20 protein-coding genes, 1 tRNA gene and 1 pseudogene are annotated in these 22157 nt (G+C 41.4%); 9 read left to right on the top strand and 13 right to left on the bottom strand.

What is annotated here, in order from left to right; genetic code table 11:
- The first annotated feature begins 454 nt into the window (after positions 1 to 454).
- From HXT55_RS01160 to HXT55_RS01135, 6 genes are all read left to right on the top strand, one after another.
- Complete coding sequence (locus HXT55_RS01160) at positions 455 to 1432, top strand: sugar-binding transcriptional regulator (protein WP_225622744.1); 978 nt, start codon at positions 455 to 457, stop codon at positions 1430 to 1432.
- Between the two features lie 105 nt (positions 1433 to 1537).
- Positions 1538 to 2194 carry a deoxyribose-phosphate aldolase gene (gene deoC / locus HXT55_RS01155; RefSeq protein ID WP_004116226.1) on the top strand — a complete coding sequence of 219 codons (657 nt, stop codon included), beginning with the start codon at positions 1538 to 1540 and terminating at the stop codon, positions 2192 to 2194.
- On the top strand, positions 2191 to 3567 hold the full coding sequence (gene fucP / locus HXT55_RS01150) for an L-fucose:H+ symporter permease (RefSeq protein WP_004116227.1): 1377 nt from the start codon (positions 2191 to 2193) through the stop codon (positions 3565 to 3567). The genes deoC and fucP overlap by 4 nt, the downstream gene beginning before the upstream one ends.
- A gap of 5 nt (positions 3568 to 3572) precedes the next feature.
- Positions 3573 to 4598, top strand: coding sequence for an aldose 1-epimerase family protein (locus tag HXT55_RS01145; protein ID WP_004116228.1), 1026 nt, complete (start codon positions 3573 to 3575; stop codon positions 4596 to 4598).
- 2 nt (positions 4599 to 4600) lie between these two features.
- Positions 4601 to 5512 carry a ribokinase gene (gene rbsK / locus HXT55_RS01140; RefSeq protein WP_004138744.1) on the top strand — a complete coding sequence of 304 codons (912 nt, stop codon included), beginning with the start codon at positions 4601 to 4603 and terminating at the stop codon, positions 5510 to 5512.
- A gap of 270 nt (positions 5513 to 5782) precedes the next feature.
- Positions 5783 to 5911 carry a hypothetical protein gene (locus tag HXT55_RS01135; RefSeq protein WP_004138655.1) on the top strand — a complete coding sequence of 43 codons (129 nt, stop codon included), beginning with the start codon at positions 5783 to 5785 and terminating at the stop codon, positions 5909 to 5911.
- A gap of 114 nt (positions 5912 to 6025) precedes the next feature.
- On the opposite strand, the gene HXT55_RS01130 is transcribed toward HXT55_RS01135, so the two are convergent.
- Entirely contained in the window at positions 6026 to 7276 is a 1251-nt protein-coding gene (locus tag HXT55_RS01130; RefSeq protein ID WP_064623229.1) for a Fic family protein, read from the bottom strand.
- A gap of 426 nt (positions 7277 to 7702) precedes the next feature.
- Here HXT55_RS01130 and HXT55_RS01125 point away from each other — a divergent pair.
- Positions 7703 to 7867 (top strand): annotated as a pseudogene (locus tag HXT55_RS01125) (ATPase); the annotation flags it as partial.
- 254 nt (positions 7868 to 8121) lie between these two features.
- Here HXT55_RS01125 and HXT55_RS01120 read toward each other — a convergent pair.
- The 9 genes from HXT55_RS01120 to atpB form a co-directional block, all read right to left on the bottom strand.
- Complete coding sequence (locus HXT55_RS01120) at positions 8122 to 8853, bottom strand: hypothetical protein (RefSeq protein ID WP_004573671.1); 732 nt, start codon at positions 8851 to 8853, stop codon at positions 8122 to 8124.
- A gap of 579 nt (positions 8854 to 9432) precedes the next feature.
- The gene (locus HXT55_RS01115) at positions 9433 to 9747 is read right to left on the bottom strand and encodes a F0F1 ATP synthase subunit epsilon (RefSeq protein WP_004116284.1); all 315 of its coding nucleotides are present in this window, start codon (positions 9745 to 9747) and stop codon (positions 9433 to 9435) included.
- Between the two features lie 2 nt (positions 9748 to 9749).
- Positions 9750 to 11237, bottom strand: a complete 1488-nt coding sequence (atpD, locus tag HXT55_RS01110) for a F0F1 ATP synthase subunit beta (RefSeq protein WP_004116286.1) — start codon at positions 11235 to 11237, stop codon at positions 9750 to 9752.
- 6 nt (positions 11238 to 11243) lie between these two features.
- Entirely contained in the window at positions 11244 to 12248 is a 1005-nt protein-coding gene (locus tag HXT55_RS01105; protein ID WP_004114205.1) for a F0F1 ATP synthase subunit gamma, read from the bottom strand.
- 3 nt (positions 12249 to 12251) lie between these two features.
- Positions 12252 to 13913, bottom strand: coding sequence for a F0F1 ATP synthase subunit alpha (gene atpA / locus HXT55_RS01100; protein ID WP_415698128.1), 1662 nt, complete (start codon positions 13911 to 13913; stop codon positions 12252 to 12254).
- A 17-nt stretch (positions 13914 to 13930) separates the two neighbouring features.
- On the bottom strand, positions 13931 to 14512 hold the full coding sequence (locus HXT55_RS01095; RefSeq protein WP_004114200.1) for a F0F1 ATP synthase subunit delta: 582 nt from the start codon (positions 14510 to 14512) through the stop codon (positions 13931 to 13933).
- A gap of 74 nt (positions 14513 to 14586) precedes the next feature.
- Positions 14587 to 15129 (bottom strand): F0F1 ATP synthase subunit B, encoded by a 543-nt coding sequence (locus HXT55_RS01090; RefSeq protein WP_004120482.1) that lies wholly within the window; start codon positions 15127 to 15129, stop codon positions 14587 to 14589.
- A gap of 64 nt (positions 15130 to 15193) precedes the next feature.
- Positions 15194 to 15427: an ATP synthase F0 subunit C gene (gene atpE, locus HXT55_RS01085; RefSeq protein ID WP_004114197.1), complete on the bottom strand. Its 234-nt coding sequence runs from the start codon at positions 15425 to 15427 to the stop codon at positions 15194 to 15196.
- A gap of 75 nt (positions 15428 to 15502) precedes the next feature.
- The gene (gene atpB / locus HXT55_RS01080; RefSeq protein ID WP_004574496.1) at positions 15503 to 16357 is read right to left on the bottom strand and encodes a F0F1 ATP synthase subunit A; all 855 of its coding nucleotides are present in this window, start codon (positions 16355 to 16357) and stop codon (positions 15503 to 15505) included.
- 427 nt (positions 16358 to 16784) lie between these two features.
- Between atpB and HXT55_RS01075 the strand changes: the two genes are divergently transcribed.
- Positions 16785 to 16858, top strand: a tRNA-Met gene (locus tag HXT55_RS01075).
- An 87-nt stretch (positions 16859 to 16945) separates the two neighbouring features.
- Here the strand turns inward: HXT55_RS01075 and HXT55_RS01070 are convergent.
- The 3 genes from HXT55_RS01070 to HXT55_RS01060 all read right to left on the bottom strand — a co-directional run bounded on the left by HXT55_RS01070 (position 16946) and on the right by HXT55_RS01060 (position 20881).
- Positions 16946 to 17968: a co-chaperone YbbN gene (locus HXT55_RS01070; RefSeq protein ID WP_174142957.1), complete on the bottom strand. Its 1023-nt coding sequence runs from the start codon at positions 17966 to 17968 to the stop codon at positions 16946 to 16948.
- A gap of 66 nt (positions 17969 to 18034) precedes the next feature.
- Positions 18035 to 19060 (bottom strand): hypothetical protein, encoded by a 1026-nt coding sequence (locus tag HXT55_RS01065; protein WP_174142958.1) that lies wholly within the window; start codon positions 19058 to 19060, stop codon positions 18035 to 18037.
- Between the two features lie 15 nt (positions 19061 to 19075).
- Positions 19076 to 20881 (bottom strand): hypothetical protein, encoded by a 1806-nt coding sequence (locus tag HXT55_RS01060; RefSeq protein WP_254597593.1) that lies wholly within the window; start codon positions 20879 to 20881, stop codon positions 19076 to 19078.
- A gap of 248 nt (positions 20882 to 21129) precedes the next feature.
- On the opposite strand from HXT55_RS01060, the gene HXT55_RS01055 reads away from it, so the two are divergent.
- Positions 21130 to 22125 carry an FKBP-type peptidyl-prolyl cis-trans isomerase gene (locus HXT55_RS01055; protein WP_174142959.1) on the top strand — a complete coding sequence of 332 codons (996 nt, stop codon included), beginning with the start codon at positions 21130 to 21132 and terminating at the stop codon, positions 22123 to 22125.
- Positions 22126 to 22157: the final 32 nt, after the last annotated feature.

Below are 22157 nucleotides of genomic sequence, written 5' to 3'. Positions count from 1 at the left end.
CAAAATATATAAATATAATATTTATGTACTTTACCTTGGTAGAATTTGTCTAAAAATTAATCAACTTATTGAATTCTGTCGAATAAGAAAAATTAAAAACAATATTGACATTCGATATAGTAATTGCAAATCATTAAGACTCTTCAGGGAAAAAATCAAATATATTATCATCGCATAAACAAGACTTACTACAACAACCAACATGCTTGCAACATGCCGGTAAAGCTTTTGTATTATTGCAAAAAGATTAATATTCCGACAATGACTTTATTAGCTAAAAATACATTACAACGGTATTCATAATATAAAAATAAACTTACTTTTTGTATTTAGCACTTAATTTATTATTAAATTGTACATATAATTATCCCATATTATTCAGTCGTATATGAAAATCGAAAATTAGTCTACTAACTTATGCAGCTAAAGATGATTATCATGCGTGAATGGGAAAATGATGAAAACAGATCAATTAGGCATGACCCACAAAGATCATCAAGCTTTAGACGTTGCAAAGCTTTATTACAATGGATTATCTCAAGCTGAAGTGAGCGAAGTTTTACATGTTTCAAGGCCGAACGTGTCAAAATTATTATCTCATGCTAAAAAACGTGGATTCGTAAAAATTACAGTAGAAGATCCAAGAGAGAAAGACATACATCTTATAGAAACATTAAAAAAATATTTTCAACTTGATGAAGTTAGACTTGTCTCTCCTATAAGAGGACGCGATACAAATCTACATAAATCATTAGGAAAAGCTGGTTCACAACTCATAGCTAGCCTTCTGAGAGATGGAGATACAATTGGAATATCTTGGTCAAGGACAATCGATTATGTTGCTTCACAAATGCCAGAGATGCATTTTAATAACATACATGTTGTTCAATTGCGCGGAGACATGTCTTTGCCTTCTATGGATTTTTCTATGATGAACGCATTAAAAGCATTCCATATCGCTTTAAATGCCACTATACATACAATTGCTTATCCAATTATTTTTGAATCTGTTGAAGCTAAACAGGCTGTAGAACGTCAAACTGGCATAAGGAATGTGATTTCTCATGCAGAAAAAGCAAGAATTGTCGTCTATAGTGTTGGTTCAAATGAATCTACATCGCCTCTTATGTCTTCTCCACTCATAACAAACAATGAGAAAAAAGAATTAACTGAAAATTCTGTCGGCGATATTTGTTCACATTTCGTAGATAGAAATGGTAGGGTTTGCTTACCAGATTTAAATGCTCGGACTCTTACGATTTCTTTGCCAGAATTACGGCACAAAGAACAACGCATTTTAATAGCAGGCGGAAATGAAAAATTAGACTCCATTTATGTTGCATTGACTTATAAATATGCAAATCGATTGGTTATAGATGTACCAACTGCGCACAAACTAGCGTCGATATGTAAAAAGAGTAACAATTCTTAAAAATTGCACATATGTTCTGAAATTTTGTTCAAATACGTCTCCTGAACTACTACACTCTATGCCTAGAGAAACTGAGGTAGTTTCTCTAAAGTCAAAGGAGACAAAATGGAAGAAAAAGCTAAATACATAGATCACACATTGTTAGCTCCCGATGCAACAACAGAACAGGTCATAAAAATCTGCAACGAAGCTAAAAAGTATGGATTCTGCTCAGTATGCATAAGCCCATGCAGAGTTAAACTAGCTTCAGAGCTCCTTAAAGATAGTGACGTGAAAGTTTGCACTGTAATTGGATTCCCTTCTGGAACGCATTGTACAGAAGTCAAAAAGTTTGAAACAGAACTTGCAATCAAAGAAGGTGCAAATGAAATCGACATGGTTATTAATATAGGAGCCGCGAAAGAAGGCGACTGGGGATATGTAACCAAGGACATTGAGGCAGTTGTAGAAGGTGCAAATCGCCAAGCTATTGTTAAAGTCATCCTTGAAGTGTGTCTATTAACAGATGAAGAAATAGTAAAGGCCAGCAAATGCGCACAAGAAGCTGGCGCTGATTTTGTTAAAACTTCAACAGGCTTCTCTACTGGAGGAGCGACAGTACACGCTGTTAAACTTATGCGAAAAACTGTTGGACCAGATATGGGCGTTAAAGCTGCTGGGGGAATTCATACATCAAAAGAGATGAACGAAATGATTGAAGCTGGCGCCAACAGGATCGGAGCCTCTGCTGGAGTGAAACTTCTCTCAGGAGAAGAATCATGATTACACAGCAGTCAGATTTAGCAAATGAAGAAACATTTGCTACTAATAACACTTGGGGAATTATAAAAGATAAAACCATACAACTAAAAGATGGATATCTAAATAAAACTCCTATTTTTCAATACATGCTATTATCGATATGCTTCCCAATGTGGGGAATCGCAGCAAGTCTTAATGATGTATTAATCACTCAATTTAAGTCGGTGTTTTCACTGTCCGATTTTGCATCAGCATTTGTACAATCAGCATTCTACGGGGGGTATTTCTTAATCGCTATACCTGCGTCTAGAGTAATTCGGCATTCTAGCTACAAGGTTGGCATACTGATAGGTCTTACCGTATACATAATTGGATGCTCATTGTTCTTCCCAGCATCCACTATGGCAACATATTCTGTGTTCTTAGTGTCTTTATTTGCAATAGCAGTAGGTTTGTCATTCTTAGAGACATCATGCAACACATATTCATCGATGATTGGAGAAAAACGACTTTCCACTTTGAGATTAAACATTTCTCAAACTTTCTACCCTCTAGGGTCTATCGCTGGTATTCTGCTAGGAAAGTATTTAATCTTCACAGAAGGTGAATCTTTACATAATCAAATGGCAAAAATGAGTGTGGCAGAGAGCCAAAAGTTTGCCAGGGAAATGTTACAAAGGACTCTACATCCATATAGGGTTATCATTTTAATCCTGTTAGTAATGCTAATTATTATTGCTATAACACAATTCCCATCTTGCAAACCTACACACACTGATGAGGATGCAAAAGATAATGCATCAATAGTGGAAACACTACGCTATCTAATAAAAAATTCTAGGTTTAGAATCGGCATTCTAACACAATTCTTGTATGTAGGAATGCAGACGGCTGTTTGGTCGTTCACTATTAGACTTGCTCTCAATATAAATCATGGTTTAAATGAACGCACCGCAGCAAACTTCATGATCTTTTCATTCATTGGATTCTTCGCAGGAAAGTTTATTGCAAACTTACTTATGACGAAGATAAATCAAGATCTTGTGCTTATTGGATACTCAGCATGCGGATTTATTGCATTAGTGTATGTAATACTTGTTCCAAATATGACTGCCGTATATGCAGCAGTGTTAGTATCAGCACTATTTGGACCATGTTGGGCAACTATTTACTCGCGTACTCTGGATTCCATAGAAGACAAACGTTTCACAGAGACTGGCGGCGCGGTAATTGTTATGTCAATAATCGGTGGAGCAATTGTTCCCGCAATACAAGGACTTGTATCTGATCACACTGGCTCTATGCAAATCTCATTCATAGTTGATTTAGTCTGCTTTGCAGCGGTATTCATCTATTTCTACTTAACCTACAAAAAATCTAAAAAAGAAAGCTGAATGTCATGTCAGAATTTAATATTAATCTTTTCGAATCACAATTCACTGAATCAGTAAAAGAAATATTACACAATAATGAATGGTCTGTTACCACGAAACAATATCCTCAAGGTATTGCATCCTTGACAATACATAATTCTAGAGGATATGTTGAAGTGCTCCCATTCATGGGACAGATTATTTGGGATGCAAATTTTGATGGTAAAAGTTTGAGAATGGATAACATGTTCTCAAAACCTAAACCAGCAAACCAAATTGTTAACACATACGGGTGCTTTGCATTCCATTCTGGACTTTTAGCTGCAGGGTGCCCTTCTCCGGAAGATACGCATCCTTTACACGGTGAATTCCCATGCTCGCATATGGATAATGCAAAATTAATTGTTACCGAGACATCTATAACAATTGAATCTTCCTACGAATACTTACAGGGCTTTGGTGATCACTATGTTGCAAAACCTTCAGTAACTTTACACGAAGGTTCTTCAATGTTTGATATTCATTTAGAAGTAACCAATAAGTCGCTATATGCGTCAATGCCACTACAGTACATGTGCCACATGAACTATGCATTTGTAAAGGACGCTAAAATAACACAAAACTTTGGCAATGACACATTCAAGTTACGAACATCTATTCCTGCTCACGTAAAGCCAACTCCAAGATGGACACAACTTAATGAAGACATACTAAGTGGTAAAAAAGATGCTAATTCATTAGTAGGAGCAGAAGAATTTGATCCAGAAATTGTCTACTTTGCGGATGGAGTAAACAAAATTACGGACAATGCAATTATTGATATGGTTGCTCCAGACGGTACTACATTCGAAACACAATTCTCCACGCAAGAATTCCCTGTTGTGACCAGATGGATCCTTTACAATGCAGATCAAAAAGTTGCAGCTTTTGCTCTGCCTGGAACATCTAGGCCAGAAGGGCGCGAAGCTGCTAGGAAAGCTGGCACATTGATTCAATTAAATCCTGGCGAAACAAAGAAATTCACTGTTCATACTGGAATTAAGGAGAAGTAACAATGGAAATTGCAGTAGTTGGATCAAATATGGTTGATTTGATTTCTTACATAAACCGTATGCCAACAGATGGAGAAACAGTAGAAGCCCCAGACTTTCACATGGGTTGTGGAGGAAAAGGTGCTAATCAAGCCGTAGCAGCATCTAGAATGGGCTCAAAAGTATTGATGGTAACAAGGGTTGGTAACGATGTTTTCGCGGAAAACACAATTAACAATTTTGAGAAAAATGGTATTGACTCTAAATTCGTAATGAGAACAGACGCTACATCTGGAGTAGCCCCAATCTTTGTAGATCCACAATCGCGAAACTCAATAATTATTGTCAAAGGAGCAAACGCAAAACTTAAGCCAAATGATGTGGAAAAAGCTCGCAGTGAAATCTCAAAATGCAAACTGATAGTTCTACAGTTAGAGATTCCTCTAGAAACTGTATATGCAACAATAAGAATGGGGGCGGAATTGGGTGTACCAGTCCTACTGAATCCAGCTCCAGCAGATCCAGCTTTATCACTAGAGAATATTCGCAATTGCGAATTTATTGTGCCTAACGAAAGCGAGCTTTCTCTCCTTACTGGAATGCCTGTTGACACTAGTGAAGATATCACTAATGCAGCTAGAATGCTATTACAATCTGGCATTCCTAATGTAATTGTTACATTAGGAAGCAAAGGAGCCCTATTGGTAAATAGCGAAGGCGAAAAGATGTTTAAAGCTGATGCACAATCCGCGCAAAATGCAGTTGACACAACTGGCGCTGGCGACGCGTTCATTGGATGTTTCAGCCATACATGGGTAAAGACCCATGACATAGAAGCATCTATAAAGGCAGCCAACATATATGCTGGAGATGCTGTAACCAAACGAGGTACACAGTTATCTTATGCTACGGCAGAAGAAGTTGGATTGGAATAGTTTATTATAAACTCAATATACACTAAAATTAAGCGTATAGCATAAAAGTTGGGTTGATTATACTCTATATAGTTATCAACCCAACTTTTTGTGTTATACAATGGAAAATTGCTATTGTATCTTCCCAGACCAAAATTAGGGTTAATTGATTAATTTGCCTTATCATACATCTAATAATCAAACAAAAAAGAATGTAAACAACAAAAATGTAGTCAAAAATAATATCAGTTTATTAATGCGTGCTCACGCAAACGCGCAATCAGTGTAGCAATGGCATACAAGCTATATAAAGCTTTTAGAACAATCCCAGACTTTTGGCTCAACCTTCAACGCGACTACGATATTCTGCGATTTGACGAATCCAGCATGGGTAACATCACGCCAATCGTTTCAGCGTAACATGATTTACGCGCTTTAATGCCAAGCAAATCTAATTTCGCAAAACAGAGCAAATCTAATTTCACAAATTTGAAAATTTTTTAATTTTGCGAAATGAAACAAACATCGCTTGCCTCACGCAAACATTTCATTCGCTTTTTTAGAAAGCTCATACCGAAGAGGGCGTTCGCCAATAGAATCAACCATTTCAAGCTCAATCAAACCGTTAAGCGCGCTCACAATCTTTCTCTCACCAATCTTCTCATCAATTGCATTGCCAACGTATTCGCTTAGTTGCTTGCGAGTCATCGGAGTTGGATTATACGAAAAAAGCTTATTTTGCAACAAAATAGACAGAGCCTCACGCTGCACTTTAGAAATTTCTTCCTCTGGGAAAAGCTCACGCAGCTTACCCATACAGTAAATAATGTGCTTTAATTGCACACTAATATTCTCAAACACTTCGCCCTGTGCTCTTACAATATATTCCAACATTGTGCAACAAAACATAGTTAAATCATTGCAATTAAATAGTTCCTGAGCTTTAGAAAAAGCAGCATAGTATCCAGACTTTTCTGCATAAATTATAGAACTTAAGCTCAAAATTGTTGGCATCGAAAGCTGCTCATGCAATTGCAAAGCAAGCAAAAACCGCCCAGTTCTGCCGTTTCCATCATAAAATGGATGCACGCTCTCAAAAGCATAGTGGCACATGCACGCCTTAATAAGCGTTGGAACGTCACTACTATTCATCAAATGCAACATCTGCGTTAAATGCTTTTGAATTTCCACTTCCGTTGCATCTCCATCATGTACTACATTATTTGCACCATCGCGAATACTTACTTTTCCACTCCTAAAAATCTCACCATCTGGAATATTATTTGCTTCTAATTCGCCCTGCATAATACTGTCGTAGATTTTTCGTATAGCTTGCAAGGTTTGTGGAATCGAAGTGTCACATTCATTTGAATCCGCAAGCTCGAGAAAAAGCTTAGTAAATTCACTAAAACGCGTATGCTTATTCTGCTCGTTTGCAGCATCAAGTGCTTTGGAAAGCTCTTTTCTAGTGCTGTGAACACCTTCAATAATGTTGGTATTTTGCACTTCTTTTGCAATAAGTTGCATTAAATACTCGCGCTGAGCAAACCGCGACAACTCGTTCCACGCTTTTTCAACCGCTTTTTCAGTATTCGCAATATAATTCATGCACGTTACAAGATCCGTTACACACATTGCAAAAATCTCATGCGCATCAAATATGATTCCAGAACGATAGGTTGCAGGATTATCAATGCGCAATCGATATTCTTCTTCCGCAATATCACAAGGTTTTGCATTACTTTTAGACATTGCAACTATTGTGCGTATTGTTTTGTAATCCATAATGCGACTCCATTTACGTTATTGCGTTTACATTATTGAGGATTTTGCAGTAATGTCTTGCAATATTTTGCTTGCGATATTTTTGTTTACAAGCAAATAATGCATTTATTACAAAATGATTGCATAGCTAACGTAAGAATCTATTCTATACCTACATTTTGCCAAAATGAAGGCATAGCTAGTAAAAAACATTCATTTATACCGACATTTTGGCAAAAACGCACTATAGAAACATCGGCAGCGTCGGTAACATCAACATAACGCCACTCGTTTCGGCGTAGACAACACCAATGCTACGCACGCAAAAGTAAAGATTCGGGATTTTACGCAAACATACGCCCCCACTTTCAAAACTTAAAAAATATTAAAGTTTTGAAAGTAAAAATACGTGTTTGCTTTCAAAAGTAAAAATACTACGAGCTTGAAGATAGCATTAGTGACAATGCAACGTTGGAGCGCGAACTTTCGCCACTAAAAGCAATAAAAGACTCATACACTAAAATCCTACTTGCAAACACTCGCCACGATTCTTACGACGTTGAAGGAATCCACGTAATAGACATAGAACAATGGCTAATTGACGCAAAGTGAGTAAAACATAAAAAGGGTTTATTAGAAGTAATCTAACAAACCCTTAAAACCAGAAGGAAGAATCCCGTCCCTAGCAGGAAACAACCAACCAGCAACAAGCATCAAGCACAATCAAACAGCAACCCAAACTCCACATGGTAAGAAAAGGAAATTTTCGGCAAACCACACGAAAACCCAAGCCACTATTTGAAAGCTTGTGATACGCGTGAAGCAAAACAACACGCGTATCACACGCTCAACGCAAGCCTTTTAACTTAGTGACGCATCTTGCGAACAGCAGCACCCATACCAGCAAGCATAGAAGCAGCCAAAGCAGTCAAAGCAACACCAACACCAGCATTACCAAGCTTCTCGCCAGACTTACCATGACCCTTAGCGCCTTTAGCAGCAAGCTCACCCTTAGCAGCAGCCTTATCAGCAGTCTTCACATGAACACCAGGAACAACAGGCTTTGTTTCAGGCTTGGATGGAGTATTCTTATCATCCTTCTTAGGAGTTACTTTCTTGCTCTCAAGCTTAGCTAAAGCAGCTTCATCATCAGCAAGCTTCTTCTTAGCAGCATCAACAGCAGCCTCAGCCTTATTAGCAGCAGCCACAAGAGCAGCAACTTGAGCCTCGGTAACTGCGCCTGCCTTAACTAATTGGTTCAACTTACCATCTTTGCCAAGAACAAGAACATGAGTTGCTTGGCTTGAATCTGCAGGAACAACACCATCAACAGTAACTGTTGCTGTATTAGTGTTAGCATTAGCGTAAGCAGAGCTTACCTTATCATTCCAGTCCTCAGCAGCTTTGATTTCCTGCTTATCCTGCTCGATAGTAGCCTTAAGAACAGAAGCATCAGTACCATCAGAAACCTCAGCAAAACCATTATTCTGGTTATACATTGGTATTAGAGACTCAGCCATTGCTGGGGTTGCCATTGCGAAGCCGGCAAGCAAAGTTGCGCCAGCAGCGAAAGCGGCGATAGCCTTCTTATTCATCATTTTAATTTCCTTTCTTCTTCTCCTCTGCGTTAGGGGCGCAGAGAAAAATTTGCTCCACAATCCACAACACGTGAATAGTGGTTTAAACACCAGCCAAAACTAGGAGCAGCTGGCGTTTGCTTATTAACATACCCCCCCCCCGTTTAAAAAAGTCAAGAGGCACCCACACAAAACAAACAGAAAAAAATAATGTTACACACAAACTAATCCACAATAAAAACTATTTTCATCATAATATTTGTGGATTAACACTAATAAAACCGTAAAAACACATTGTTTCAAGGTTTTTAAAGAATTTTCCCAGACTTTTCTCAGGAAACTACTCGAACAAGAACACTAACACTATAAAACCATTGAAAAATCAACATTCCACACAAACCACACACGCAACACGCCGACACCCCACCACTCTTCACTCTGCCTATTTCTTATCCCGCATTTGTTTACGTATTTGGCGATTTTGGGAACAAATGCGGGATAAAAGAAACAAAAAGCAGGAGCCGCGATAAATAATCGCAAACTCCTGCTTATCTAGCGTACCTTATTACAAAAGTCAGCCTTAGATTAACTTAGATCACATTAAATCACCTTAGCGTTAGGCAACACATTGCCGTCCTTATCAACGTTACAACTGTGCTCAACAGCAATAGTAATATTGTCTGAGTCAACAGAAAAGAATCCGTCAGTCACCTTAAAAACATGACGAACGCCCTTCAAATCGTCAACCTTTACAAATCCGTGATCAATCAACGCAAGCACAGCCTCATGCCCAGGAAGAACACCCATTGCGCCATTCACAGAAGGAATAACCACAAACTTGGCATCGCCTTCCCAAACAGGATGCCTGGCTGCAACCACACTAACGTGCAGCGTTTTCACTTGCTTTTCTGCCATAATCACGCACCAAACTCTTGCTTCATATCGTGCCAACGACGCTCAAGATCATCGATGCCACCAATGCCAGAGAACGCCTGCTCAGGAATCTCATCGTAAGTACCATTGCAAATTCGCGTAAACGCCTCAATGGTCTCATCAGCTGGAACATAAGAACCTGGACGACCAGTGAACTTTTCAGCCACATAGAAGTTCTGACCAAGGAACTGCTCAATCTTACGAGCACGGCTCACAGTGGTCTTATCTTCCTCACCAAGCTCATCAATACCAATCAAAGCGATGATGTCCTGAAGCTCCTTATTACGCTGCAAAATAGCCTTCACGCGATTAGCGCAATCGTAATGAGCCTGACCAACATAACGCGGATCAAGAATTCGCGAAGTAGAAGTCAAAGGATCCACAGCTGGGTAAATACCCTTAGCCGCAATATCACGCGAAAGCTCAGTAGTAGCGTCCAAGTGCGTAAAGGTTGTTGCAGGTGCAGGATCGGTGTAATCATCTGCAGGCACGTAAATAGCCTGAAGCGACGTAATAGAATGACCGCGCGTAGAAGTAATGCGCTCCTGCAACGCACCCATTTCATCCGCCAAGTTTGGCTGATAACCAACTGCAGAAGGCATACGACCAAGCAACGTGGAAACCTCAGAACCTGCCTGAGTAAAGCGGAAGATGTTGTCGATAAACAGCAACACATCCTGATTCTGAACATCACGGAAATACTCAGCCATAGTCAAAGCAGTAAGAGGCACACGAAGACGAGTCCCAGGAGGCTCATCCATCTGACCAAAGACAAGCGCTGTTTTCTCCAAAACGCCAGCCTCAGCCATTTCGCCAATCAAATCGTTACCCTCACGAGTACGTTCGCCAACGCCAGCAAACACAGACACACCACCGTGATTCTGTGCAACGCGCTGAATCATCTCCTGAATCAACACGGTTTTACCAACGCCTGCGCCGCCGAACAGACCGATCTTTCCGCCCTGTACGTAAGGCGTAAGCAAATCGATAACCTTGATACCAGTTTCAAACATTTGAGTCTTAGACTCAAGCTGATCGAAAGCAGGTGGGTTGCGGTGGATTGGCCAGCGCTCGGTCACCTCAATGTTTTCGCCTGGTTTAGCGTTTAAAATGTTACCAGTTACGTCAAAAACGTGACCTTTTGTAACATCTCCAACAGGCACAGAAATTGGTCCACCAGTGTCTCTAACTAAAGCGCCACGGACCAAGCCGTCCGTAGGCTTTAAAGCCACTGCACGCACAGTGGAATCACCAAGATGCTGCTCAACTTCCAATGTAATCTCGTGAACAGTATCTCCCTCCGTATTTCCAACGGTGTTGATATCCACTTTGAGAGCATTGTAAATATCTGGAAGATAGCCGACTGGGAATTCAACGTCAATCACGGAACCCTGAACACGGGTTACGCGACCAGCCGTTGGATCGGCTTCCTTTGCATCTTCTGGAGGTGCTGTGGTCTGATCTTCAGCCATATGCTCCTATTCCTCCTCATTATTCAGCGCGTCAGCGCTGCCGATAATCTCGGTAAGTTCTTGTGTGATGGAAGCCTGGCGAGAAGCATTAAGCTTTCTTGTCAAATCCTCCACCAAATTGCGGGCGTTATCTGTAGCCGTATGCATAGCATTCTGTCTACTAGCTGTTTCGGAAGCAGCAGAAGTAAGCAAACATTCGTGTATACGCGATTGAATATACTTTGGCAAAACCGAATCCAACACTTCGTCTGGACTTGGCTCAAAGCAATATTCCACAGCGTCCGGATTACTGCGGCTAACAGCTTCTTCTCGAGCCGAAACCGCACCCGTAGACGAAAGCGAAGCCGAAGGGCCAGAAGCTGCCTCGTAATCTGGACGATGCATAGCAAACTCTTCGCCGTCCTTTAAAGGAACCAGCTCAACTGGAAGCATGCGCAGCGTACGAACCTTCTGCCTCACCATGTTTATAAACTCGGTGAATACAATGTAAAGCTCCGAAACTCCTCCATCTTCTTCTGGAGTCATATACGCATCCATTAAAGTATCGGAAATTCGCTCCGCAATAGTCACATCAGGATGATCAGTAGACCCTTCCCAAGTGCCTGCAACATCGCGATTACGATACTTGTAATAGGTTGCGCCACGGCGACCATACACGTACAGCTCAGCGTGCTTTCCTTCCGCATCCAACTTTGCGAGCAACGCCTCGGTTTCTCGAATAATCGAAGACGTAAACGCGCCAGCCATGCCACGGTCTGAAGTTAACGCCAACACGGCTACGCGATTACCCGAACGTTCTTTACCAAAAATAGGATGCTTAATATTCGCTTCATGATGAGCTACCAACGCCTGCACGGCATCGAAAATTGCGTCGCTATAAGGCTTAGCATTTAGAGCGATATCACGCGCTTTTGCTATATGAGAAGACGCAATCATTTCCTGAGCCTTAAAGATTTTACCTAAAGACTGTGTGGAAATAATTCTCGATTTCAATGCAAGTTGGGAGGACATACGCTACTTCCCCTCAGATTCACGATTATCCGACTTCGGCTTTGCAACAAGCTGCTCTTTTTCAACTGGAGCAGGGTTTTCAGCTGGAGGCAGAGAATCCTTAACAATCAAAGGCTTACCTGCAGAAGTCTTAAACATCCTACGGAAGTCGTCAATTGCAGCATCAAGCTCCGATTCTGTTTCTTTAGTGAAATCTTCAGTATCGCGAATCACTTGCAAAATGTCGGTTCCCTTATCGAGATAATCCAATAATTCGCTTTCAAAACGCAAAACATCTTTTACAGGAATGTCATCTAACTTTCCGTGTGTACCAGCCCACACAGAAACAACCTCTTGCTCCATGGAACGAGGCGAGAACTGCTTCTGCTTAAGCAACTCGGTTAAACGAGCGCCACGAGTGAGCTGTGCTTTGGAAGCTGCATCCAAATCGGAAGCGAACATTGCAAAGGATTCCAAAGACTTGTAACGAGCCAGCGAAATCTTAAGCATGCCAGAGACCTTCTTCAAAGCCTTGGCCTGAGCTGCGCCACCAACACGAGACACGGAAATACCAACATCGACTGCTGGACGCTGACCTGCGTTGAACAAATCGGACTGCAAGAAGATCTGACCATCGGTAATAGAAATCACGTTGGTTGGAATGTATGCAGAAACGTCATTTGCCTTGGTCTCAATAATTGGCAAGCCAGTCATTGAGCCGCCGCCCATATCGTCGGAAAGCTTTGCGCATCTTTCTAGCAGACGAGAGTGAAGATAAAACACATCGCCTGGATACGCTTCACGCCCAGGTGGGCGACGAAGAAGCAAAGAAATCGAACGATATGCTTCTGCTTGCTTAGACAAGTCGTCGAAAACAATCAAAACGTGCTTGCCGTTGTACATCCAATGCTGACCGATTGCAGAACCAGTGTATGGTGCAATGTACTTAAAACCTGCAGAATCCGAAGCTGGGCTTGCAACGATTGTTGTGTACTTCATAGCGCCTGCTTCTTCGAGGCTTTGACGTACAGATGCGATTGTTGAACCCTTTTGTCCGATTGCTACGTAAATGCAACGGACTTGCTTCTTTGGATCTCCACTTTCCCAGTTTGTGCGCTGGTTAATAATCGTATCGATTGCGATTGCTGTTTTACCAGTTTGACGATCGCCAATAATCAACTGACGCTGACCGCGGCCAATTGGCGTCATTGCGTCAATTGCCTTTAAACCAGTAGACAAAGGCTCGTCCACAGGGTGACGATGGATCACGTCTGGAGCCTGGGCTTCAAGAATACGACGCTCCTTGCATTCAATCGCACCAAGACCATCAATTGGATTACCCAATGGGTCTACAGTACGACCAAGATAGGCGTCTCCCACTGGCACCGATAACACTTCGCCAGTGCGGTAAACTTCCTGCCCTTCTTCAATGCCCGTAAAATCGCCTAGAATAACCACGCCGATTTCGTGAGCATCAAGGTTAAACGCTAAGCCAAGGGTGTCGTTTTCGAAGGTGAGCAGCTCGTTTGCCATGCAGCCAGATAATCCAGCTACGTGCGCAATGCCGTCACCAGCCGTAACAACATAACCAACTTCTTGCGTTGGCATGTCTGCCGGCTTATACGAGTCAACGAACCCGTCAAGTGCCTTGCGTATAAGGGCGGGATCAATAGATAGTTCCGCCATAATTCTCCTTATTTAACTTATTTCACTGCCTGTGTCCAAGCACCATTTCGCGCAGAACGTTGCAACTGCTTAAGCTGCATCAACATTGTGCGGTCTGTTACTTGATCGCCAATACGTATACGCATTCCACCAAGCACGTTTGGATCCACAATTGGGTTTATGTAGGCACGATGACCCAACTTGTTGCTGTAAATCTCAATCAAACGCTTGATTTGCTTATCCGTAAGAGGCTGAGCGGTTGTAACAGTAACCAAAGTTTCGCCTGCTTCGCGCTCAAAACCAGACCACGCGCCTCCAAAGCTGCCCGTTTTACCGCTTTCGGCGCCGCCATGCCAAGTACCTACAAGATAGTGCATAATGCGCAGTACAACAGGATGCGCCTTACCTCCAATAAGCTCGTCAATCAGTCGTGACTTATCTTCCGAAGACCTATTTGGATCGGTAATAGCGTCAGAAAGCTCTGGATACTTTTCTAATGTATCCATCATTGTCGAAAGCTCATCAGATATGCGCTGAGCTTCGTCATGAGCATCTGAAATGGCTTGCGCAAGCGAAGAGCGTGATAAGTTTTCGCTTACTCGCGATGCCTTTTCTGGCATCCTTACCTCCTCATTCATGCAAAACTTAAGTAGTAATTAAGCAATACTAAAAATCGTTTTAGCTACTCTTTTAACTACTTGTTTTGACCCGAACTCTTAACGTCTCCCACTTCATCAATAACATGATCAATGATTTTGGAGCCTACGGTATCGTCATCTAGCTTAGACGCAAGAATCTTTCCAGCTAATGCTGCAGCGAGTACCGATACCTCTCCTTGGAGGCTAGTCATGGCGTGCTTATGCTGAGCCTCAATGGAATGCTGAGCTTCGCTAATGATTTTCGCAGCGTCCTTTTCGGCACGCTGTCTTGCTTCATCAACAATCTTGGAAGCTTGTGCACGAGCCTGTTCGCGAGTTTTTGCGGCATCTGCTTGAGCTTGTGCAAGTTCTTCTTCCATCTGGCTCTTTAACTCATCAGCTTCACGCTGCGCGTTTGCTGCTTTAGCCATTCCGCCTTCGATTTTTTCTGCACGCTCATCGAGAATTGCCTGGAATTTAGGCATAACGAACTTGTAGAAAAACGCTGCAAGAATTACCAAAACAACTAACGACCACACTACGTCGTAAGGCTCAGGCAAGAACAATGCCAAACCATTACTCTCAGATGAATGTGCCATGGCTTGTCCTTTCTATTCTTTCAACACTTTTATATTTGTGCTGGAACGAGTTGTTTCGTTCGGTTCATTTTCCCATAATGTAGGCAACGAATCCGAGCAAGCCCAGAACCTCGATGAATGCCAAGCCAACGAACATGAACAGCTGAATACGGTTTCCGACTTCTGGCTGACGCGCAGTGGACTCCATAGCTTTAGCAACAACGATTGCCATGCCAAGTGCAGGAGAGATTGTTGCCACAGCAAAGCCAAGAATGCTCAGGTTACCGATCAGTCCTGCTAGAGCGATGATGTTATTCATTGGTTTCCTTTCTGTTAAAACAGTAACCAGTATAAACCCATAAGATGTGTAAAATCTGAGAGTTAAGCTAATGCACTATGCAACAGCAACAGCAGATTTTTCTTCTTCCTCTGGGTAACTTTCCGAAATGTAGACGGATGCAAGCACGGTAAAGATAAATGCCTGCAATCCTGCTACCATAATTTCGAATAGGGTAAACAGAATGCCACCAAGCAGCCATAATGCACCGCCGAAGGCAAGGAGTTTATTGCTGGAATCCACCACAAAGAAGTTGGTGAATACTAAGCAAGTGGCCACCAGCAAATGGCCAGCAATCATATTCGCAAACAAACGGATTGTAAGCGAAAGTGGTCGCACAATTATTAATTCTATGAGCTGCAATGGCGAAAGAATAAAGTAAATCGGCCATGGCACGCCCGCTGGGAATAATGCTTCACGGAAGAATCGCAAAAAACCTTTTTCGCGTATGCCAGCAATAAGATATTGGCATACAACCCATAAAGCAAATACAAGCGGACCAGTAATGGTTGCGGTTGCAGCCATATTCAATCCTGGAATCACAGAACAAAGATTAAAGAAGAAAATTGTTATGAACAATGTAGACATCATTGGCACGTAACGCTTGCCGCGTTCTTCGCCAATCATCTCGTACACAATGTTGTATCGTACAAAGTCCATTAGGATTTCTAGCACGCTTTGGAATCTACCTGGAACAACCTTTGCACGAGCAGCACCAATTCCAAAAACGATCATAACGATCACTGCCATAAGCACACGCACTAAAATAATGCGGTTCATTGCAAATGGTGTGCCTTGGAACAAAATCTCCGGAGGTAAAAACTCATCAATCTTAGGCAACTCTGGACTTTCTGAAGCTAGCAATACTGCCGAATTCACAGTGCCAGCTAAGACTCCGATAGCTCCACTCATCAGCTCCTCCTTATAAGGCGTCGTTTATATCGCTACTCACGTCTGGTTAATACCAATCCATCAAAAGCTAAGTTGTATAAACAGCAAATCCTGAAAATCTATTCGTTGGCGTGCGTACGAAACGAAAATACATCTCTAAAAAGCTGATTCTACTCTTGGTTCGTACATTTAAGTCATATCGTTGATTAATAACGAGTTTTGCACTTATAACAGAATTAGCAAGTCGATAGCCAATTGTTTATTGTACTCCACTTCTGTTTAGAATTAAACTATTTTTAGATTTATTTGTTGTATTTATTTTGCACAAAAATTACACAAATCTTCGGTTGCTGGCGACTAACAACACAAAAAGCAAATAGAAACACGCCGAGAACTTGACAAATCACAATTTGCACCTATCGTAGATAGAGCTGCTAAAAGTAGCCGACGCGGGGTGGAGCAGCTCGGTAGCTCGCTGGGCTCATAACCCAGAGGTCCATGGTTCAAATCCATGCCCCGCTACTAGAAAGCCAAGAATCGCATATTTCTCACGAATGCGAATCTTGGCTTTTCTTTTACTTTTTATCCATCAGGTGCAATCATCCATAATCAATAAAGGAGAATTGCTAAGCGACGACGCGCACGATTCAAACGCTCATCGCCAGCTGGAAGCATCGCAAAATACTCAAGCATACGTTCTTTAATAACATCTGCACTATCGCGATGACCAGCAAGAAAATCAAGAAGTCTACTAAAAGCATCTTCAATATGACCATCAATCATATCCACATCTGCTACAGCAAGCTGAGCGGAAGCATCACCAGGATTATCACCAGCAGCCTTGCGCACAGCCTCCACATTTGTGTTTGTATTTCTGCCAAGAAGCAATGCTTTAGCGCGTTCGCGAGATGCCAAAGAATCATTCGGGTTAGCCTGCAATACTTTTTCATACTCACTTGCAGCTAAAGCATAATCGCCATTCATAGCCGCCTCATGCGCAATTTTGTGTTCTGGTGGAACATCAGAAGAATCTACAGAATCCGCAGAATCCGCAGAATTATTGCCTACACCAGAATCGCCTGTAGAATCGCCTGAATCAACATAAGGAGCCATCCCAGCTACACCAGATTTTTCCGCAACTTTAACCAGCTGAGGCAGAATATCATTACAAATCTGCTGCAACTCATCTGCACTAGGCAATCCCTGGCAAATAGGCATTGGCCTGCCTCCAACCAATCCATATACAGCTGGAAGCTGCTGTGCGCGTAAAGCTTGAGCAATTGATGGGCTTTCATCCGCATCAATACGAGCAAGCTGCATTCTGCCATCTAACGCAGTAATAGAATCCGCAAGTTTTTGTGCTAAGTCATAAGAAGTTTCATCGCTTTTTTGCCATACAAGCAAAATAATTGGAAAACTTACAGAAGTCTGAACCATTGCCTGAAAAGTTTGTTCATTAACATCAATCACATACCCACAAGCAGGAGGCATCTTAGACTGAGGTTTTCCTGACTTTGCAGCCGCTTCTCGTTTTGCAAGAGCTTCTGCTTTGCGTTTTACACCTTCCAAGTCCACTGCTCCAGCCAGAGAGAATCCGCCTGGGTTCATACCCATCGATTGTGAATCAACCATAATTTCCTCTTTTGCTTATATTGCTTACAACTTTGCTTACATTTCTTATATTGCTTATACAACTGCTTACAGGGCTTCTACCTTTATAGGCTGACGCTCCGCTCCCACAGGAACAATCTGCGCATTAGAGCCAGCTGGTGGAACAACCATTGCTACAACATTTACGTAAGTTACACGCATTGTAGAAGTAGCTTTAGCATTTCCAAACAAAGCTTTCTCCTCGTCAGACGCTGGTCTTGATTCTCGACCTTCTCCAGCTCTCCTAGTCCACACGGAGTCAATACGCGCAACCACTAAATCACTACCATCGCTTGCGCGCATAACGCTAATCTGATTTGGAACTGAAGCAAAAACCTGTTCCTGAGAACCTTTGTTTCGCTCCATTCCCGCTTGAACAGTCTTAGATAATTCTGCTAATTTTGCACGCAAATAATCACTAGCAAAACTCTTTGCAAATTTACTAGATTCTCCTTGCTGCAGAACATCAGCATAAGCCGCTGCTGCCGCATGAGGAGTCATAACAAGACCAGAATCATTTGCTTTACCCATTGAAGCGCCGATTGAAGAAACAGGGAATTTTGGCAGACGCACACCAGGGAACAGTCTTGCAACTGCCCACAATTTATAGTTTGAGCGTGCCCTATCCTGACGGATCACCAACAATCGCTTAGACTGCTGGTCTTTTGTTGTAGTAGTAATCGTCATCAAATCACGAGGCCAGTTTGCATTCGTAGGCACAATAGTCTGAGCAACTTCACGAGGAATTGTTGTTTTTGGATCCAATTTTCCTGTTTTAGCCGCAATCGCAAGTTCACTAGTTCGCACAAGCATTGCAGGACCACTCATATAGCCATCAAGATTACTAGAATTCTTCTCTTCATTCGCGCGCTCTAGAGACCTCAAAACTCTTAAACGTATATCTTTTTCTCTAATAGACGTTACGTTTGGAAGCTCCTTTGTGCTATGCCCCTCAGCGGCTTTAGGAACTTGACCATCGCAAGCGCTAAGAACAAAACACATAATTATCGTCATTATTGTAGCGAATGTAAATCTTACATAATATTTGATTTTATGCGCATAAAACATAGTCATACTTACTTTCCACACTCACTTTTGCTCATTTCCACGCGCATTATTTTTACGCTTACGATTCTGGTTATAGTTTGAATTCGTGTTGCCACCAGCGTTTCTGTTATTTGCATTATTTTCGCCGCTATTTCTATTACGATTATCTAATTCGTTAGATCGACGATTTTTGCCATATTTTTGCCCGCGCTGACTATGCTGATTATTCTGGCTATTCTTGCGCTGGTCGCGATGATTACTTGAATCACGATGATTTCCTTGATCTCGCGACTTGCTGCGATTATTTGACTTTTCATTGCTTGAGTCGCCAGCAACCGCGGATTTACTACGATTATCTCTATATTTGCGATTCTCTACATCTCTGCTACTAGAACGACCATCTTGATTGTCATGCGAATCACGATTTCTTCTACCATATCTACTATTGCGGTTGCCACGATTGCTATGACTCGACTTTCTAGAATTATTATTGCTACTATTTCCAGAATATTCCTTTGAAGATTGCTTTTTATTAGAATCATCATTCAAAGAATCTTTGGAATCACGTATAGCATATTCATCTTTAAAAGAATCAGAGGAAGATTTATCAGAAGAAACATCAGAAACTTCTAAAACAGTAGATGAATCGCTATTATCTTTGGAAACATCCGAAACTGATTCGCTAGCAAAACGAGCAAAATAAGACTGCAAATCTTCTTTAGAAATCACAGCAGTTTCATCCAAAGATGGAGTTGGAGAAGAATTTAAACCAGACTTTACGTTTACAGACAAATCCACGGTTGCTTGCGACTTTGCAACACGAGTTTTTGAATGAGCACCATGACGAGCATGAGAAGCTGAAGAACCTTTATGCCTTGACTTTTTATCTTTAGCAAAACTGCCAAAAATACTAGCCATTGTGCCAGCAAAAGCATCTGAGAATTTAACTTCTTCGTCTCTGGAGACACTTTCTACAGTAATAAGACCACTTCTACTAGCCACCAAACGCTTATTACGCCTGCGATGTGGAGCCATAGCGAACACAGAAGCAGAAAGGACACAAAGCAGAACAAACAGTGCTCCAACAAAATACAAAGGAGTTGCAAAATCTGGAAGATTGTGTCTACGCCAACGAAACTCTACGAATGCTTCAGGAGAATTTTTACCTAAGTCAATAATCAGCACGCGTCGAGAAATCCTTGCACGCAATGCGGATGAAACTTTTTGATGATTCGACTGGCTATTTTCTTGATTTGCTTGATTTTCTTGATTTACAGCATTGCCACTGCTCAAATCTCCAGGAACAATGTTCTCAGATTGTTCAAAATCTTCCGCATTAACAAACAATTTAGCCAAACCCATTTGGCAAGTAGCATTAGTCCACAAATCTGAATCTTTAAAATCTACATCTTTAGAAGCCTTAGAATCAGAGTTATTCGCGGAATCTACAGAATTTTTGTTATTCACATCTGACTTTGCAGAATCATCCGCCTTCATAGGGACAGTAGAAAGATTCTCCCAATCTTGCAAACCAGTTATTCTCTGTACAGAGTAGCCACGAGTCCACCCACGAACATCTTTAGCCAAACCAACTGCTACACAAATCGGCTTACGAGTATTAAGAGCCGCAACACTAATTTTTACGCGGTAATCCACAAGATTTAAAACACCTGGATCCGTAACAATGTATCTTGAACCATACACGTTTGTATGAGCCGAAACAATAGAGTTTGGCTTCCAAACTGTGGCATTAAGAACACCAAGAACAATACTAAGCACAGCAAGCAACCCAAAAATAGGTGCCACGATTCCTCGCATAAACTTAGCTCGTTTTGTAGGTCGTTGCATCAAACCTCTTTCTGCATCCTAATCAGCAATAAATCATGCATTATGCTTGTAATCAGAGCATGAATTCTTTTTGATATTCGCCTTAATAATCGTCATATCGTATTTGCTCCTATCTATTCTACAATCTTTCATAATCTTTTATAATTAATCGATTGTTATATTTATTAATCTTTTACAATTCTTCGTAATATTTAAATATATTTGCTACTGAATAATTAAAATCAGACTCAAGCGATAGTCTTAAACCTATGAGAAAAACCAGATTATACACAATCAAATCTTTTGCAATACGCGCAATTAGCACAATTAGCGCTGCAGCCTTGTGTTTTACAATGGCATCTTGCAGCGGGAATAGCACGAATGATAACGGAATGGCAGACCCAGCCGCGAATGCTGCTGGAATGCAAGTTTTAGGCGGCGTTAAGGCTAGTGGAACTTTAGGCAAACAACCAAATGTCGATATAACTACTCCTATAGACGTAAAGCCAAATTCTTACGCCATTTTGCAAAACGGAAACGGTGCTAAAATCCAAGAAAATAGTCGCGTATGCGCTAATGGCATTGTGTACAATGCTAAAAACGGCAAAGAGCTTATGAACACATGGAAACAAGGCAAACCAGATTGCTCAATCGTTGTTAAAAAAGGCGTTACGAGTAAACCTTATTATGCACTGTTTAAGGGAAGAAAAATTAATTCCACGATTGCATTTGGTGTGCCTGCAAATCCGCAAACTAAGCAAGATGCGTACGTAATGGTGTTAACTCTTGTTTCTTCAATGAAATCTCTTGAACGCGCAACAGGCAATAAGGTTAAGGATATCCCTGAAAATCTGCCGAAAGTAACTCTGAGTAAATCTGGAGAACCATCGTTAGATAAGAATAACTACGTGCCAGATGGAAAGTTGGTTTCTCAAACTTTGATTGAAGGAACTGGTAAAGAGGTGACCAAAGAAAGCACTGTAACCGCTCATTACACTGGCTGGACTATCGATAAAGACGGCAAATTGCATCAATTTGATTCGTCATGGAAGCGCGGCACGCCTGCAGACTTCTCTCTTGCAGGTCAAGTGATTCCAGGATGGACTAAAGGCTTAGCTGGGAAGAAAGTCGGATCTCAAGTTCTTTTGGTAATTCCTCCAGAAGATGGCTATGGCAAAGAAGATAAGAAGGATGCACAAGGAAATGTAACAATTCCTGCAAATTCAACGCTTTACTTTGTTGTAGATATTCTCTATGCTTCCTGATCTATTAATCTCTTAATGATTAATTCTCTTAG

Origin of the sequence: Gardnerella sp. KA00718 (assembly GCF_049244285.1) — a bacterium.
GTDB lineage: Bacteria > Actinomycetota > Actinomycetes > Actinomycetales > Bifidobacteriaceae > Bifidobacterium > Bifidobacterium vaginale.
This window is presented reverse-complemented; position numbering and strand designations above follow the sequence as displayed.

Excerpts from the sequence above, each read along its gene's own strand:
- HXT55_RS01055 (WP_174142959.1), top strand. The coding sequence starts at position 21,130 with ATGAGAAAAACCAGATTATACACAATCAAATCTTTTGCAATACGCGCA.
- HXT55_RS01120 (WP_004573671.1), bottom strand. The coding sequence starts at position 8,853 with ATGATGAATAAGAAGGCTATCGCCGCTTTCGCTGCTGGCGCAACTTTG.
- atpE (WP_004114197.1), bottom strand. The coding sequence starts at position 15,427 with ATGAATAACATCATCGCTCTAGCAGGACTGATCGGTAACCTGAGCATT.
- deoC (WP_004116226.1), top strand. The coding sequence starts at position 1,538 with ATGGAAGAAAAAGCTAAATACATAGATCACACATTGTTAGCTCCCGAT.
- atpD (WP_004116286.1), bottom strand. The coding sequence starts at position 11,237 with ATGGCTGAAGATCAGACCACAGCACCTCCAGAAGATGCAAAGGAAGCC.
- fucP (WP_004116227.1), top strand. The coding sequence starts at position 2,191 with ATGATTACACAGCAGTCAGATTTAGCAAATGAAGAAACATTTGCTACT.
- HXT55_RS01130 (WP_064623229.1), bottom strand. The coding sequence starts at position 7,276 with ATGGATTACAAAACAATACGCACAATAGTTGCAATGTCTAAAAGTAAT.
- rbsK (WP_004138744.1), top strand. The coding sequence starts at position 4,601 with ATGGAAATTGCAGTAGTTGGATCAAATATGGTTGATTTGATTTCTTAC.
- HXT55_RS01105 (WP_004114205.1), bottom strand. The coding sequence starts at position 12,248 with ATGTCCTCCCAACTTGCATTGAAATCGAGAATTATTTCCACACAGTCT.
- HXT55_RS01145 (WP_004116228.1), top strand. The coding sequence starts at position 3,573 with ATGTCAGAATTTAATATTAATCTTTTCGAATCACAATTCACTGAATCA.
- HXT55_RS01060 (WP_254597593.1), bottom strand. The coding sequence starts at position 20,881 with ATGCAACGACCTACAAAACGAGCTAAGTTTATGCGAGGAATCGTGGCA.
- atpA (WP_415698128.1), bottom strand. The coding sequence starts at position 13,913 with ATGGCGGAACTATCTATTGATCCCGCCCTTATACGCAAGGCACTTGAC.
- HXT55_RS01095 (WP_004114200.1), bottom strand. The coding sequence starts at position 14,512 with ATGCCAGAAAAGGCATCGCGAGTAAGCGAAAACTTATCACGCTCTTCG.
- HXT55_RS01160 (WP_225622744.1), top strand. The coding sequence starts at position 455 with ATGATGAAAACAGATCAATTAGGCATGACCCACAAAGATCATCAAGCT.
- HXT55_RS01070 (WP_174142957.1), bottom strand. The coding sequence starts at position 17,968 with ATGGTTGATTCACAATCGATGGGTATGAACCCAGGCGGATTCTCTCTG.
- HXT55_RS01115 (WP_004116284.1), bottom strand. The coding sequence starts at position 9,747 with ATGGCAGAAAAGCAAGTGAAAACGCTGCACGTTAGTGTGGTTGCAGCC.
- HXT55_RS01065 (WP_174142958.1), bottom strand. The coding sequence starts at position 19,060 with ATGACTATGTTTTATGCGCATAAAATCAAATATTATGTAAGATTTACA.
- HXT55_RS01090 (WP_004120482.1), bottom strand. The coding sequence starts at position 15,129 with ATGGCACATTCATCTGAGAGTAATGGTTTGGCATTGTTCTTGCCTGAG.
- HXT55_RS01135 (WP_004138655.1), top strand. The coding sequence starts at position 5,783 with ATGGCATACAAGCTATATAAAGCTTTTAGAACAATCCCAGACTTTTGG.
- atpB (WP_004574496.1), bottom strand. The coding sequence starts at position 16,357 with ATGAGTGGAGCTATCGGAGTCTTAGCTGGCACTGTGAATTCGGCAGTA.